The following is a 15,089-nucleotide window of genomic DNA, read 5'->3' as shown; positions in this document are numbered from 1 at the left end:
CTGAAGCCCGTAATGCGCACCCCATTCATGGCGGGGTACGCGAAAAATTCATGGGGCCAGGTCGAACACGAGTACCTCCGCATTCTTGCCGCCAGAAAGCGTCAGCAGGCTCTCGCCTTCCAGCATGGCCGCATCGCCCTGGCGCAGGCAATGCCCATTGGCCGAGAGCTGCCCACGCACCACATGCACATACCCCTTGCGTTCGGGTGACAGGGGCAGTGTGGCGGATTCCTGTGCGTCCAACAAGCCAGCGTACACAGCGGCATCGGCATGGATCACAACAGAGCCAGCCGCGCCATCAGGCGATGCGATCAGGCGCAGCACCCCGCGCTTTTCATCCTCGGCAAACCGCTTTTGCTCATAGCTGGGGGCAATGCCGCGCGTTTTGGGCTCAATCCAAATCTGCAGAAAATGGGTGGCGCAGGCCGGTGCGTGATTGAACTCGCTGTGCGTGACGCCACTGCCTGCACTCATGCGCTGCACGTCTCCCGCCGGTATGGCTTTGATGTTGCCCAGGCTGTCCTTGTGCGCCAGTGCTCCGCACAGCACGTAGCTGATGATTTCCATGTCCCGGTGAGCATGGGGTGCAAAACCGGTTCCGGCAGCAATGCGGTCTTCGTTGATGACACGCAGGTTGCCAAAGCCCATGAAGCGCGGGTCGTAATAGCCCGCAAAAGAAAAACTGTGGAAGGACTGGAGCCACCCATGATCGGCATATCCACGGTCTTGGGACTTGCGCACGGTCAGCATGAGGGCACTCCTTTCATGCCCATCACTGTAGGTTTGCGCAGTCGTTGCCGGTCACAGCAGGATTGATGGCATCATTCAAAAAGTCTGAACAATCTAAAGCCCACCATGCAAAACGCACGCGATGTTTTGACGCCGGACAGCTTGACCATGCTGGAAGTGATTGCCGATGCGGGCAGCTTTGCTGCGGCTGCACGACAGCTGGGGCTGGTGCCCAGCGCCCTCACCTACCGGGTGCGGCAGATTGAGGATGCGCTGGACGTTCTGCTTTTTGACCGCAGCGCACGCCAGGCCCGCCCCACCGAGGCCGGGTCTGAATTGCTGCGGGAAGGAAAACGCCTGCTGCAGGACATTGATGCCGTGGCCCACCGCGTGCGGCGCGTGGCTACGGGGTGGGAGCCGCAGCTCACGCTGTCTGTCGACGGTGTGATTTCTCCGCACACCATGCTGGAGCTGGTGGAGGCGTTCTACGCCACCTCTCCCCCCACCCGCCTGAAGCTGAGCGACGGCATCATGACCGGCACCCGCGAGGCCCTGACCTCTGGCCGTGCAGATCTGGCCATTGGTGTTGCGGGCGTGGGCACCGACGTTGCCGGCTTGCAGCAGTTGCCACTGGGCGAAGTGTTGTTCATCTACGTGGTGGCTCCTCACCACCCACTGGCAGCCGTGCCCGAACCCATTACCGATGCAGTGATGCTGGGCCACCGGGCGATTGCAGTGGCGGATTCTGCACAGCGAGGCGGCATGACGCTGGGCCTTCTGGGAGGCCAGGACGTGCTGACCGTGGACACCATGCAGGCCAAAATCCAGGCCCAGTTGCGCGGGCTCGGAGGCGGCTTTCTGCCTGAGCCCATGGTGCGTCCCTACCTGGAAGCTGGTCGTCTGGTAGCCAAGCGCGTAGCCCGACCCGAGCGGCGGGTCAACATGTGCTACGCCTGGGGCGGGCCAGGCTTCAGCGCGCCAGGCAGGGCCTTGCAATGGTGGCTGCAGCAGCTCCAAAGCCCGGCCACACGCAAGGCACTGCTGGAAAACCACCATCATTTCTGATGCAAGGCAAACGCGGGCGCGTGTAGAGTGACTGTTATTGGATTTACGCTGTTCACTTCACACTCGCTGCTAACGAAAGGCCATCCATGAGCAAGACCCTCCCCCGCTCCGCCAAGCGTCCCCGAAGCGCTTCATCCCCCGCAGCATCCAGCCCTTCCAAGGCGCAGCCGCAGGCCACCCACGCCAAGCGCCACTTTGCCATCGTGGGTGCAGGCATGGCCGGTATTGCCTGTGCCCGCACGCTGGTGCAGGCCGGGCACGAGGTGACGGTATTTGAGCAGCAGGACAGCGCCGGTGGCCGCACGGCCACGCACGACACAGCCTTTGGCACCTTTGACGCAGGGGCCCAGTACTTCACCGTGCGTGATGCACGCTTTGCGAGGGCCATAGACACCGTTCCAGGCGTGTGCAAGCCCTGGAGTGCGAACAACGTGCGTGTGCTGGATGCCTCTGGCCGGGTCACGTCACCGGGGCTGCTGTCCCGCGAGGCCCATTGGGTTGCCAGCCCTGGCATGCAAACGCTGGTGCAGACCTGGGCCGCACCACTGCAGCAAGCAGGCCGCATCCATTTCAGCACCCGGGTGCAACGGGTAGAGCGCGACGCCATGAACCCCCAAGGCTGGCAACTGCGCACCGAAAGCGCTGGGGGCGCACAGCATGTATACGCGGGGTTCGATGCCGTGCTCTTCAGCCAGCCTGCCATTGCAACGCGTGCGCTGCTGACCAAGTCGGCGCTGGAATGCGCGCTCAACGCCCCGCTGGCGCAAGTGGCCATGGCACCGTGCTGGACCATGATGCTGGCCTACCCCCATGCAGTACGGCCGGGGCTGACCACGCTGGGCCCACACTGGAATGTGGCGCGCAGCACCCACCACCGCATTGCCTGGCTGGCGCGTGAATCGTCCAAGCCCGGCCGCAGCTCGGTGGAGCGCTGGACGGTGCAAGCCAACCCGGCCTGGTCTGCAGAGCACCTGCAAGACGACGAGGCCCGCGTGCAGGCCAAGCTGCTCAAGGCATTTGCAGAGGTGACGGGCCTGCGCGCAGAGCCCGCGCATGTCGCGCTGCACTGTTGGCCCTATGCGCAGACCACCCACGCTTTGGGCCAGAGCCATCTGTGGGATGCCCAGCAGTCTCTGGGGGCCTGCGGTGACTGGTGCCTGGGCCACCGGCTGGAAGACGCGTTCATCTCGGGCTTGGAGCTGGCCCTGGCTGCACGATGAGCCACAACCGATGAGCCACGACAAGGGCAAGCCTCTGCAACCCTCTCCTTCCGTGCCCTCTCCCTCAGGTTACGTGGGGCGCTTTGCACCGTCCCCCACCGGTCCCTTGCACCAAGGCTCTCTGGTGGCGGCTCTGGCCAGCTGGCTGGACGCCAAGGCTGCCAACGGGCTTTGGCTGGTGCGCCTAGAAGACGTGGACACCCCACGCTGCATCCCTGGGGCAGATCAAACCATCCTGCAGCAGCTGGCCACCTGCGGCCTGCACCCCGACCTGCCACCCGTGTGGCAATCAACGCGAGGAGCGCTCTACCAGGAAGCTCTCCGCGCCCTGGTCACCCGCGGTCTGGCATACCCGTGCGCGTGCTCCCGCAAGGAGATAGAGGAAGCGCTGGCGGCCCAGGGCCATGCCCGCGAAAGGCACGCGGGCCTGCCCTACCCCGGCACCTGCAGACACGGTCTGCAAGGACGCAGCCCGCGTGCATGGCGATTTCTGGCTTGCAGCAGGATTCAGATCGAATCAGCCTCTAGCGCCGTTGGTACGGCGCAGGCAGCTACATTTTCCATAGCAAAAAGCATCGTCCACTGGACCGACCGCAAACTCGGCCCCCAGCAACAGGATGTGGATGCGGTGGTGGGCGACTTTGTGCTGAAGCGCGCAGATGGCCTGTGGGCCTACCAACTGGCCGTGGTGGTGGACGACGCCGCCCAAGGCATCACCGATATCGTGCGCGGGGAGGATCTGGCAGACAACACGCCCCGGCAAATCCTGCTGCAGCAGGCGCTGGGCTACCGCACACCGCGCTATCTGCACACGCCGCTGGTACTGGGGACCAATGGCGAAAAACTGTCCAAGCAGAACGGAGCCGCCGCACTGGACCTGAGCAACCCCGTGGAGGCATTGGACCGGGCCGCGCAGATGCTGGGCCTGCCAGCGCTGGAACATCCACACAACATTTGTGTGGGAGATGCCCTGGCGCAATGGGTCAAGGCATGGTCACGAATCTACAATGGCGCATCGTGATCGAACAGAACAATATCTCTCTCGCAGACGAGCCACAGGCTCAGCCCACAGCCGCGCCGGGCATGCCCCCCGCTGGCGTGGCCTTTCCCAAAGCCATCAAAAGCTATGTGCGCCGCGCAGGCCGCACCACCACAGGCCAGGCCAAGGCCTTTGAAGAGCTGGCCCCCCGCTTTGTACTGAACTACCGCCCAGAGCCGCTGGACGCCGCCACGGCCTTTGGCCGCACCGCACCACTGATCCTGGAGATTGGTTTTGGCATGGGTGAGGCCACTGCGCACATTGCACGGGTGCGCCCAGATGACAACTTCCTGTGCTGTGAAGTGCATGAGCCCGGTGTCGGCGCGCTGCTCAAGCGCATTGGCGAGCAAGACATCAGCAACATCCGCATCCTCCAGCACGACGCCGTGGAAGTCATCGACCACATGCTGCAGCCCGGCAGCCTCGATGGCATTCACATCTTTTTTCCTGACCCCTGGCACAAGAAGAGACACAACAAGCGTCGGTTGATCCAGCCACCGTTGGTGGCCAAGCTGGCAGCCCGTCTCAAACCCGGTGGCTACCTGCATTGCGCTACCGACTGGCAGCCTTATGCCGAACAGATGCTGGAAGTGCTGGGACAAGAGCCCCTTCTGGTCAACACGGCACAAGGGTATGCTCCACAACCCGAATACCGCCCGTTGACCAAGTTTGAAAACCGGGGCTTGCGCCTGGGTCATGGGGTGTGGGATATCGTGTTCAAAAGACGCTAGCAATGCCAGACACGGTCGTACGTACTTCCACCACCATGAAGCCCATACTGCAACACCTTGTTGAGATGACCGGCCACCGCGACCATTTGCGGCTGGAGGTATCGGTACTCTCAACCTTGCAAAAGCTCAGCAGCATCAAGGAAGTGCGTGCGCTGGAACTGTTCACCGACCAGGGGGAGCCTCACATCCGCCCCCGCACCTGGGTGCAGGACGGTCAGCTTGTGTCCACCGATTCAGACGCCGCCTCAGACCCCCGCAAGGAAGCGCTAGACCGTTACCCTGAACTTTTTGAGTGCGTGACCAAGCAGGGAGACATCGCCCTGGCCAACCCCCGCCCCGGCAGGCACACGCTGTGGTTGCCGGTGTGGATGCACGAAAAGGTCAACACCTGCCTGGAGATCACGCAGTCGCGCCCCTTCTCGGCCCACAAGCTTGAGGTGCTCAAAGGCGTGTTTCTGGTCTACCAGAACTACCAGAGCCTGCTGGACTACTCCGAGCGCGACGCCCTCACCGGCCTGTTCAACCGCAAGACGTTTGACGAGCAATTCGCGCGCACGGCCTCCCCCGGCCTGAGCAGCAGCCGCCCCAAGAGTGCGGAGTCCATGATTGCCGAGGAAGTCACCGCCGAATCAGAACCGGTGCAGAACTGGCTGGCGGTGGTGGACATCGACCACTTCAAGCAGGTCAACGACCGGTTCGGCCATCTGTATGGCGACGAGGTGCTGATCCTGATTGCCAACATCCTGCGCAGCTCCTTCCGTTCGCATGACCGCATCTTCCGCTTTGGCGGGGAAGAGTTTGTGGTGCTGCTGCGCAATACCACGCTGTCCAAGGCGCACAAGGTGTTCAACCGTTTTCGCGAAACGGTGCAAGAGCACCACTTCCCGCAGGTGGGCAACGTCACGGTGAGCTTGGGGTTTGTGGGCACATCCCGCGGCTCTCCGGTCGAAATCCTCGGTCAGGCCGACCAAGCGCTGTACTACGCCAAGGAAAACGGGCGCAACCAGGTGCGGTTTTACGACGATCTGGTGGCCGCCGGTCATCTGGCCACCAAGGTGGCCAATGACGACGTTGAATTGTTCTAAGAACCTGTTCAAAGAATCTGCTCCCAGCCTCTCCCGCGCACTTGCATGACAGCTCTGCGCGACAGCCCTGCGCCACAAGGCGCAGGCCCCAACTTCCACGCCTGAGACTGCTCCATGCTGAACATCCTGTGGCTGGGCTTCTTTGCCACGGCAGCCGTGGCCGCGCTGGCGCAATGGCTGGTAGCGGGCAACCCCCAGGTTTTTGGGGCGATGGTGGAGTCTCTCTTCGCCATGGCAAAGCTGTCTGTGGAGGTGATGGTGCTGCTGTTTGGCACCCTCACGCTGTGGCTGGGCTTTCTGCGCATTGCCGAAAAGGCGGGCATTGTGGACCTGCTGGCCCGCTTTTTGGCCCCCTTGTTTGCACGGCTGATGCCCGAGGTGCCACGAGGCCACCCCGCCCTGGGGCTGATGACGTTGAACTTTGCAGCCAACGCCCTCGGCCTGGACAACGCGGCCACGCCCATGGGCCTCAAAGCCATGCGGGCGCTGCAAGAGCTGAACCCCGAGCTGCACACCGCCACCAACGCCCAGATACTGTTTCTGGTGCTCAATGCGTCCTCGCTCACGCTGCTGCCTGTCACCATCTTCATGTACCGCATGCAGCAAGGCGCTGCAGACCCCACGCTGGTGTTCCTGCCCATCCTGCTGGCTACGTCGGCCTCCACCATCACCGGCCTGCTCGCCGTAGCCGCAGTGCAAAGGCTGCCCTTGCTCAACCCCGTGGTGCTGGCCTACCTGCTGCCGCTGGCGCTGCTGCTGGGTGGTTTCATGGCGTTTCTCAGCACGCTCAGCGCTGCGGCGCTGGCACAGCTTTCATCGCTGCTGGGCAACCTGACCTTGTTTGGCCTGATCCTGCTGTTTGTGCTGGTGGGCGCATGGCGCAAGGTGCCGGTGTACGAAGCCTTTGTAGAAGGGGCAAAGGAAGGCTTTGAAGTTGCCAAGGGCCTGCTGCCCTATCTGGTGGCCATGCTGTGCGCCGTGGGGGTGCTGCGGGCATCCGGCGCGCTGGGCTATGCGCTGGAGGGGATTCGCTGGTGCGTCAACACACTCGGGGTGGATGCACGGTTTGTGGACGCACTACCCACCGCACTGGTCAAGCCGTTTTCAGGCAGCGCGGCACGCGCCATGCTGATCGAGACCATGCAGACCCAGGGCGTGGACAGCTTTGCGGCGCTGGCAGCAGCCACCATCCAGGGCAGCACCGAAACCACGTTTTATGTGCTGGCGGTGTACTTTGGCGCGGTGGGCATACAGCGTGCACGCCATGCGGTGGGCTGCGCCCTGCTGGCAGAACTGGCGGGGGTGGTGGCCGCCATTGTGGTGTGCTACCAGTTCTTTGGCTGACGCGGCTATCGGCGCCCAGAGCCTTTCTAATAAAAAACGCTCTAGCGCCCACCAATCAAGTGCAGGCTGCTATTTATTCAATAGCAAAATCAACCCAGCGCCGTATCCAGCAGCATCATCAGCACAAAGCCCCACATCAGCCCGCCCGTGGCCCAGGCCTCGTGGCCCTTGCGGTGGGATTCGGGAATGATCTCGTGGCTGATGACAAACAGCATGGCCCCCGCCGCAAAGCCCAGCCCCCAGGGCAACAGGCTGACGGCGTGGCTGATGACCACTGCGCCCAGCACCGCCCCCAAGGGCTCCACCAGGCCTGATGCCATGCCCAGCCCTACGGCCACCGAGCGGCGGTAGCCCGCAGCCAGCAGCGCCACAGCCACCACCAGCCCCTCGGGCACATCCTGTATGGCAATGCCAGTGGCCAGCGCACTGGCGCGCATGGCATCGCCGCCCGCATAGGCCACACCAATGGCCAAACCTTCGGGCAGATTGTGCAAAGCTATGGCAAACACAAACAGCCAGGTGCGCCGCAGGGTGCGCGAGGCCGGCCCCTCCACCCCTTTGATGAAATGCTCGTGGGGCAGCCAGCGCTCCAAAGCCAGCAAGGCAGCAGCGCCCAGGAGAATGGACGCCCCCAGAATGCCGCCCGCGGCCCATCCACCCGCCCCGCCCGCACGGGCGGCCTCCAGGCCAGGAAGGATGAGGGAGAAGGAACACGCAGCCAGCATCACCCCCGCGCCAAAGCCAAACAGCGTGTCCTGCACGCGGGCGGAAAGCTGCTGCGAGAACCATACCGGCACCGCCCCCAGGGCCGTGGCCAGCGCTGCCACCAGCCCGCCCAAAAGGGCATCCCGCACCTGCGGATGGGTCTCCACCCGGTGCCAACCGTGGGCCACCAGCACCAGCGCCCCCAGCAACACAATGCCAAACCCCATGCGTTGCCGCCACCGAATACGTACCGTGGGCAGCCCCATGGCGGTCGCAGCCCCGTCCGCAGCCCGCCCCTGCCCGCCATGCAGCGTTGCACCAGCTTCATAAGGCGTGGCCCGCTCAGGCTGAGCAGGCAAAGCAGGCGCAGAGGAAGCGCCGCCAGAGGGCGCGGAATGAATGGAAGACATTGGCATCCTCTCAGGCAGTCAGCAAATCAGCAGAAATGACAGCGCAGCATGCGGGCACACCTCAGCCCAGCGCCCGTGCCTGCGCCAAGGCCACCGCATAACGGCGGGCCACCTCGGGCCAGTGAATCACGTTGTAGAACGCTGCGATGTAGTCCGGCCGCCGGTTCTGGTAGTGCAGGTAGTAAGCGTGCTCCCATACATCCAGCCCCAGGATGGGGGTGTTGCCCGAGCCAATGCCAGCCATCAAGGGGCTGTCCTGGTTGCCCGTGCTCTCCACAGCCAGCTTGCCTTGCGGCGTCACACTCAGCCACGCCCACCCGCTGCCAAAGCGGGTCAGGGCCGCTTGGGTGAATGCCTTTTTGAAGGCCTCCAGCCCACCCAGCTCGGCATCGATCGCCTGCGCCAGCTCGCCTTGCGGCTGCCCGCCGCCCTGCGGCGACATCACCGCCCAGAACAGCGAGTGGTTGGCATGCCCTCCCCCGTTGTTGCGTACTGCGGCCTGCAGGTTTTCGGGCAGCAAAGGCAGCCGCGCCACCAGCTCGTCAATGGGCAACTCGGCATGGGGCGATCCTTCCAGCGCCGCATTCAGGTTGTTGATGTAGGTCTGGTGATGGCGCGTGTGGTGAATCTCCATGGTGCGCGCATCAATGTGCGGCTCCAGCGCATCGTAGGCATAGGGCAAGGCAGGCAAGGTGTATGGCAAGGGAACATCCTCCGTTGAAAAAAGGGTTGGGAGCTGCGACCGACAGATGCGAACAGAAGCGGCACACCCCCTAAAGCATTTGGAGCGGCGAACAAAACTCAGCGAAGCGGTTCTGGTCAGGCGCTGCGCAGCAGGCAGTACGAGCGGTACGACAAGACGGAACAACAATGCCAGGGGTTGTGTTTGCTGCTCTCAATGAGGCCGCATGGACGGCCAGGGCACATCGGCCTCCACCAGCCGGGTCACTTCTGCATCGGCTGGTGCCCCATAGGCCGCTGCATGGCGCAGCAGCGCCGCCAGGGTTTCGCGGGCATGGCGAGGGGCCGCCTGGCGCAAGGCCGGGGCGCAGGCGGGGTCACCCATCCAGCGCAGCAAGGTGGAATGCGCCGCACACAGCAAGCGCCCTGATTCGGCAGGGTCGCCCGCCTCTTGCGCCAGCTCTGCCAGGTTGAGGTGCGACACCACCCACGCCGCTGCGCAATCGTCTTCACGGCCTAAAGGTGGCTCCAGCGCCATCTCGGTCACCAGCGCCAGGGCTTGGCGCTGACACGCCAACGCCATGCGCGGCTGCTGCAGGTGCATGGCAGAAGCAGCGCGGCGCATCAGCCGCTCCCAGTCATCCAGGGGCGAATGTGCGGGCACCTCTGCCCGATGAGAGAGGGGGATGACTGACGCGCTGAGGTCCATAAAGCAACTCCAGAAAAGGCCCCGCATACGTTGGCCGCAGAGGTGCGGTCATGGGGGTAGAACCTTTTGCGTTGGCAGGAGTGCTGCGTAGTCAGGCCTCCAAATGATAAGCATTCTCATTTGAGATGTCTATCTGTGGTGAAGGGAGTTGAGAAACGCCATCACAGTGGGCGCGATAAATCGGGACTTTCCGGGCTGAAGAGGGGTATATGGAAATGGCCCGTTGCAAAGGCGTTTCAATCCTTGCAATCTCACTAAGCCACCTTGGCTTGAATGCCAGCTCCAGTTGCACGCGCCAACAAGTCAACCCGAGGAGTTCTTAGTCTCTGCTTCTATGAGACAGAATTCGGCCAGAAGCGGACATTTGATTGCACCCATGATGACACCTGAAATCGATGCAGTTATCACGCTTTTCCCCTCGCACGAGGGAGGTAGGCAGCACGCGATCAGTGGTGAGTACCGAGGAGTCCTAAGTCTGTCAGAAGATGAGGCCTATTCCATGAGGATCACAGTTCCCCATCAGGTTGAATTCCGCCCCGGACAAACCATGACGGTCGGCGTTCAATTCCTGTTCCCAGAGATGGCGTTGCCTCGATTCCCTATCGATGCGACGTTTCGAGTGTGGGAGGGCGGCATCGTCGGCCACGGTCGCGTTGTCAGAATTCACGACCGGGTGTCTCCGTGAGACAGTTTCCGGCAAGGAGAGGGACATTCCAAAATGACTATCACCCGTGATGCAGCAACAGCGTTGGCGCGCGAACAGATTGAAAAACTGCAGCGGGATGCAGGCTGTGCTCTATCCATACGGCCGGAACTCACTACGGAAACTCCAAATGGATGGGTGTTCTTCTACAACTCGGAAGAGTTCATTTCTACGCGTGTACCGTCTGCAGCACTCGCGGGCAACGGTCCAATCTTCGTCAATCCTGAAGGCGAAGTTCACCTGCTTGTTGCGCACTTGAGTTGGGAAGAGCAGGTCGTAAACCTTTAGGTCCGCTTGGGGCCCAAAGCGGCTGTACGTTTTTCACCAAAGCAGTCTCAACACCATGCCTTAATGAATGCGAGAACCCAGCCCGCCGACCACAAGCCCTGACTGTCGCCTCATCCGCTTTCACAACCAGCGCGCGCACAAGGCCCAACAGCCCCGCAAGAGCGCCCTGCACTCATCACTCTTCCGGCGAACTCAACTCCCAAGACCCCAACTGCTTGCTGGTGGCAGCCAGCCGCGACACCAGCACCTTGATAAAGGCCTTGTCGAAGCGCGACTGCAGATCAGCAGACGCCTCGCGCAGGGAGGGGTTGCGCACCTTGAGCACCAGCACGTCGGTCTCTGCAGTGGCAGTTGCGCTGCGGATGTTCTGCTCGGGCTGCAGGTAGGTCATCTCACCCAGGGTGACGCCGGGCCCCAGGGTGCTGAGGTGCCAGCCCTCGCGCGTCACGGCCACGCGGCCCTGCACCAGCACGTAGAAGGAATCGCCGGGCTGGCCTTCAAACAAAATGACTTTGCCCTTGGGGGCCCAGCGCCAGCGGCCCAGGCGCATCAGCTCCCACAGGGCGACATCGTGAAAGTCGGTAAAGAACGGCAGCGCGCGCAGCAGGGCAAAGCGCTGGGCTTCGGAGTCTTGCGCCCGGGGTGCGGGCAGCGCGTGCTGAGCAGTGAGCAAGGCGTCGGCAAAGTCGGCCCAGGTGTCGAACCGGTCTTGCGGGCGCTTGGCCAGGGCGCACAGCAACACGGCGTCCAGGTGTTCGGGCAACTCGCTGCGCAGCAGCCTGGGCGGGGTGGGCGCATCGTTGCCAATGCGGTACAGGGTGGAAAAATCGGTTTCCCCATCAAAGGGGCGTCGGCCGGTGAGCAGTTCATACACCACCACGGCCAGCGAAAACATGTCGCTGTGGTGGGTCAGCTCTTGCTCCTGCACCTGTTCGGGCGACATGTACGAGGGCGAGCCCACCAGCCCGGCCAGTTGGGTGGCGTCAGACCGCACCGCCAGCGCTGCGCCAAAGTCGGTGAGCTTGATCTCGCCCTCTGCCGAAAGCAGCACGTTCGCGGGCTTGATGTCCCGGTGCACCAGGCCTTCGCGTTGGGCGTGGTCCAGGGCGTTGCAGCATTTGTAGGCAATGTCCAGCACCTGCGCCACGGGCAACAGGGTGTCGGGTGCGGTGTAGGCAGACAGAGGCCGCCCCTCCACATACTCCAGCACCAGGTAAGGCAGGTCTGCCTGCCCGTCGGCATCGAGCAGGCGCACGATGTTGGGGTGGCGCAAACGGGCTGTGAGCATCACCTCGTTGCGCATGAGCTTGCGGTAGCGCTCTGCTTCGTCGGGCTGACGCAGCAGGTGGGCGTGCAGCTGCTTGATGGCTACCTTGCGGCCCTTGAACGCGTCTACCCCGCGGTAGACCACACCGCTGGCACCACGGCCCAGCTCGGCCTCCACCACATATTTGCCGATATGGCTGGGCAGGGAGGACGGTGCGGCCATGGCGTACGCTCAGCCCTGCAGAGCCTGGGCAAAGTCGGCCTGCAGGTCTTGCAGGTCTTCCAGCCCGACGGAGAGGCGGATCATGCCGTCGCCAATACCCATTTGCGCCCGCACTTCAGGCCCTGCCTCCCAAAAAATGGTGTGGGCGACCGGGATGATGAGCGTGCGCGTGTCCGCCAGGCCGGTGGCGTTTATGGGCAGGCGCAGGCGGTTGCACAGGGGCAGGCACTGGGCGGGGTCTTTCAGCTCAAACGACAGCAGCCATGACCCCACGCGCAAGTGCTTGCGGGCGCGCTCGTACTGCGGGTGGCTTGGCAGCAGCGGGTAGTTGACCTGCGCCACGGCGGGGTGCTGCTGCAGCCACTGGGCCAGGGCCAGGGCGGTGGCGCTGGTGCGTTCCATGCGCAGGGCCAGGGTCTCGGCCCCCACGGCGAGTTGATGGGCACTGTGGGACGAGAGCGTGCCGCCCATGTCACGCAGGCCCTTCTTGCGCACCTGCTGCAGACCCCAGCCCTTGGGGTCGCCCTTGCGGTAGGCCGGGAAGATGTTGGGGTAGCCAGACCAGTCGAACAAGCCGGTATCGGTAATGGCACCGCCCAGCGCATCGCCATGCCCGCCAATGCTTTTGGTAAGCGAGTTCATCACCAGTCCTGCTCCCACGGTGGCGGGGCGGAAGGCGTAGGGCGAGGCCACGGTGTTGTCCACCACGTAGAGCAAGCCCTTGTCGCGGCACAGCGCACCAATGCCTTCCAGGTCCGGAATCTGGGTGCCGGGGTTGGCAATGGTTTCAACAAACACCATGCGTGTGTTGGGGCGCACGGCCGCCTGCACCTGGGCAAGGTCTGTCGCGTCCACGGTGGTCACTTCAATGCCCAGGTCGGCCAGGGTGCCAAACACGCTGTTGGTGTTGCCGAACACAAACTTGCTGGCCACCATGTGATCACCCGCCTTGAGCAGGGTGAGGAACACGGCGCACAACGCAGCCATGCCGGTGGAGAAAGCGATGGTGCCCACGCCGCCTTCCATCTGGGTGATCTTGGACTCCAGCGCCGCGGTGGTGGGGGTGCCCTGGCGGGCGTAGTTGAAGCCGCCCTTGGCGGTGCCCTGGAATACGGCAATCAGGTCCTCCACCTTGTCGTACCCGTACTGCACGGAGGAGTGGATGGGCTGGTGGATAGCACCCTTTTCTGCACCGCCCCAGCGGTCTGCGTGAACGATCTGGGTGGTGAAGTGGAGGTTTGGCGGTGTGGTCATGGGTAACGAGGGCAATCGGTCGGTTCAATGCGTCTGTTCAGGTCGCGTCTTGGTGGCTCTGGCAAAAGGCCCCAGCAGCCATGCCCGTTCAGCATGGTTGGGTGGCGTTCAGCGCTCAGGCGCGATGTGTTCGGCGTAATCGTACAAGGCACCCAGAATGTCCTGGCTGCGCTCGTCTTCGGCGGTTTCGGAAAGCTGGTCAATCTCTGCAAAAAGCTGCTCCACCGTGCGCGCCCCGCCCTGCCCGTCAAACAGGCGGGCTGCGCGGTGTGCTTCCCAGCGTTCCTGCTCCTCGGGAGCAAGGGTGTGCGGAAAGTTGCGCGCCCGGTATCGCCACACCAGCTCAGCCAGGCGCGGGTCGTCAAAGCCGGTGCGGGCTTGGGCCAGTTTTTCGCCGCTCATGCTGCGCAGGTCATTCAGGTAGCGCCGGTCGTTGTTGCCCACAAAGCCGCCGTACAAGTCCTGGTCCACGTCAGCCGCAGGCTCTGCCGGGCGGGCAAACACCGCAGGCCAGATGCCGCTCATGTCGGGCAGGCTGCGTGCGGCCTCGGCGTGTGCAGCGGCCTGGGCCAGGTCAATGCCCCAGCGCTGCGCGACTGCGGGGGTGAGCGTGTTGACGTTGCCCACCACCATGGGCGACTTGTTCAGGTGGATGGTTTTGACCGGCAGGCGCGACACGCCCTCGGGCAAGTCGGCAGTACGGGTGAACATGCGCAGGCGGATGTCGTCCACATTCAGCGTGGCAAGCTCAGAGGGGTCATGGGCCAGGTCCCAGGCAATCAGCTCGTTCTTGTTGGTGGGGTGGCTGGCCAGAGGCCACATCACGGCCAAACAGCCCCGCTCTGCCGGGAACATGCCCGACACATGCAAAAAGGGCCTTGCCGTGATGTTGGTGGCGGGCAGGCGCAGTTCTGCCGCTACGCGGTCTTTTTTGTGCAGAGACAGCGCAAAGTCAAACAGCTTGGGGTTGTGCTGGCGAATGAGGCGTGCCACGGCGATGGTGGCGCGCACGTCGGACAAGGCATCGTGCGCGGCTTCGTGCAGCAGGCCGTTGGCTTTGGACAGGTACTCCAGCTTGAAGCTGGGCGTGCCGTCTTCCTTGCGGGGCCACTGGATGCCGTCGGGCCGCAGGGCGTAGGTCATGCGCACCACGTCCAGCAAATCCCAGCGCCCGCACTGGTTCTGCCATTCACGCGCATAGGGGTCGATGAGGTTGCGCCAGAACATGAAGCGCGTGATCTCATCGTCAAACCGGATGGTGTTGTAGCCCACGCCAATCGTGCCAGGCTGGGCAAACTCGGCCTCAATGCGGTTCGCAAACTCGCGCTCGGGCAAGCCCTTTTCCAGGCACAGTTGGGGCGTGATACCGGTGATGAGGCAGGACTGGGGATCGGGCAGGTAATCGTTGGCGGGCTGGCAGTAGATCATCAACGGATCACCAATCTCGTTGAGTTCGGCATCCGTGCGGATGGCAGCAAACTGCGCGGGGCGGTCCAGCCGAGTGTTGGCACCAAAGGTTTCGTAGTCGTGCCAGAGAAAGGTATGAGATGCCATGAAGGTGCAGTGGGGCGAATGAACCTGGATGGGGGCCGATAGTGGCTGTGAGCTTGCGCAGCTCCCAGCGGCCTCCCCTGCGT

The 15,089-nt window shown here is 63.3% G+C and carries 15 protein-coding genes; 8 read left to right on the top strand and 7 right to left on the bottom strand.

The window, feature by feature from the left end; translation table 11 throughout:
• Positions 1 to 48: 48 nt before the first annotated feature.
• Positions 49 to 750 (bottom strand): pirin family protein, encoded by a 702-nt coding sequence (locus tag AACH87_RS10785; RefSeq protein WP_338794425.1) that lies wholly within the window; start codon positions 748 to 750, stop codon positions 49 to 51.
• A gap of 105 nt (positions 751 to 855) precedes the next feature.
• Between AACH87_RS10785 and AACH87_RS10780 the strand changes: the two genes are divergently transcribed.
• The 6 genes from AACH87_RS10780 to AACH87_RS10755 all read left to right on the top strand — a co-directional run bounded on the left by AACH87_RS10780 (position 856) and on the right by AACH87_RS10755 (position 7,213).
• Positions 856 to 1,794, top strand: coding sequence for a LysR family transcriptional regulator (locus AACH87_RS10780; RefSeq protein WP_338794424.1), 939 nt, complete (start codon positions 856 to 858; stop codon positions 1,792 to 1,794).
• An 86-nt stretch (positions 1,795 to 1,880) separates the two neighbouring features.
• Positions 1,881 to 3,014 carry an FAD-dependent oxidoreductase gene (locus AACH87_RS10775; protein ID WP_338794423.1) on the top strand — a complete coding sequence of 378 codons (1,134 nt, stop codon included), beginning with the start codon at positions 1,881 to 1,883 and terminating at the stop codon, positions 3,012 to 3,014.
• A gap of 10 nt (positions 3,015 to 3,024) precedes the next feature.
• A complete protein-coding gene (gluQRS, locus tag AACH87_RS10770) occupies positions 3,025 to 4,035 on the top strand; it encodes a tRNA glutamyl-Q(34) synthetase GluQRS (RefSeq protein WP_338794422.1) in 1,011 nt (336 codons plus the stop codon).
• A gap of 62 nt (positions 4,036 to 4,097) precedes the next feature.
• On the top strand, positions 4,098 to 4,784 hold the full coding sequence (trmB, locus tag AACH87_RS10765) for a tRNA (guanosine(46)-N7)-methyltransferase TrmB (protein ID WP_338798926.1): 687 nt from the start codon (positions 4,098 to 4,100) through the stop codon (positions 4,782 to 4,784).
• 35 nt (positions 4,785 to 4,819) lie between these two features.
• On the top strand, positions 4,820 to 5,869 hold the full coding sequence (locus tag AACH87_RS10760; RefSeq protein ID WP_338794421.1) for a GGDEF domain-containing protein: 1,050 nt from the start codon (positions 4,820 to 4,822) through the stop codon (positions 5,867 to 5,869).
• A gap of 114 nt (positions 5,870 to 5,983) precedes the next feature.
• A complete protein-coding gene (locus AACH87_RS10755) occupies positions 5,984 to 7,213 on the top strand; it encodes a nucleoside recognition domain-containing protein (protein WP_338794420.1) in 1,230 nt (409 codons plus the stop codon).
• Between the two features lie 89 nt (positions 7,214 to 7,302).
• On the opposite strand, the gene AACH87_RS10750 is transcribed toward AACH87_RS10755, so the two are convergent.
• The 3 genes from AACH87_RS10750 to AACH87_RS10740 form a co-directional block, all read right to left on the bottom strand.
• Complete coding sequence (locus AACH87_RS10750; protein WP_338798925.1) at positions 7,303 to 8,145, bottom strand: ZIP family metal transporter; 843 nt, start codon at positions 8,143 to 8,145, stop codon at positions 7,303 to 7,305.
• Positions 8,146 to 8,389: 244 nt separating this feature from the next.
• Complete coding sequence (locus tag AACH87_RS10745; protein WP_338794419.1) at positions 8,390 to 9,031, bottom strand: superoxide dismutase; 642 nt, start codon at positions 9,029 to 9,031, stop codon at positions 8,390 to 8,392.
• A gap of 192 nt (positions 9,032 to 9,223) precedes the next feature.
• A complete protein-coding gene (locus AACH87_RS10740) occupies positions 9,224 to 9,718 on the bottom strand; it encodes a hypothetical protein (RefSeq protein WP_338794418.1) in 495 nt (164 codons plus the stop codon).
• A gap of 376 nt (positions 9,719 to 10,094) precedes the next feature.
• Between AACH87_RS10740 and AACH87_RS10735 the strand changes: the two genes are divergently transcribed.
• The gene (locus AACH87_RS10735; protein ID WP_338794417.1) at positions 10,095 to 10,403 is read left to right on the top strand and encodes a hypothetical protein; all 309 of its coding nucleotides are present in this window, start codon (positions 10,095 to 10,097) and stop codon (positions 10,401 to 10,403) included.
• A 33-nt stretch (positions 10,404 to 10,436) separates the two neighbouring features.
• Entirely contained in the window at positions 10,437 to 10,709 is a 273-nt protein-coding gene (locus tag AACH87_RS10730; protein ID WP_338794416.1) for a YrhB domain-containing protein, read from the top strand.
• A gap of 175 nt (positions 10,710 to 10,884) precedes the next feature.
• Here AACH87_RS10730 and AACH87_RS10725 read toward each other — a convergent pair whose 3' ends face one another.
• The 3 genes from AACH87_RS10725 to sbcB form a co-directional block, all read right to left on the bottom strand.
• A complete protein-coding gene (locus AACH87_RS10725) occupies positions 10,885 to 12,198 on the bottom strand; it encodes a protein kinase (RefSeq protein WP_338798806.1) in 1,314 nt (437 codons plus the stop codon).
• A 9-nt stretch (positions 12,199 to 12,207) separates the two neighbouring features.
• Complete coding sequence (locus AACH87_RS10720) at positions 12,208 to 13,452, bottom strand: cystathionine gamma-synthase family protein (protein ID WP_338798805.1); 1,245 nt, start codon at positions 13,450 to 13,452, stop codon at positions 12,208 to 12,210.
• A 108-nt stretch (positions 13,453 to 13,560) separates the two neighbouring features.
• Positions 13,561 to 15,006, bottom strand: coding sequence for an exodeoxyribonuclease I (gene sbcB / locus AACH87_RS10715; RefSeq protein WP_338798804.1), 1,446 nt, complete (start codon positions 15,004 to 15,006; stop codon positions 13,561 to 13,563).
• Between the last annotated feature and the right edge of the window lie 83 nt (positions 15,007 to 15,089).

The sequence above is a fragment of the Acidovorax sp. DW039 genome (genome assembly GCF_037101375.1).
In the GTDB taxonomy this organism is placed as follows: domain Bacteria; phylum Pseudomonadota; class Gammaproteobacteria; order Burkholderiales; family Burkholderiaceae_C; genus Acidovorax.
The sequence above is the reverse complement of the archived record's forward strand: the minus strand, read 5'-3'. Positions and strand labels throughout refer to the sequence as shown.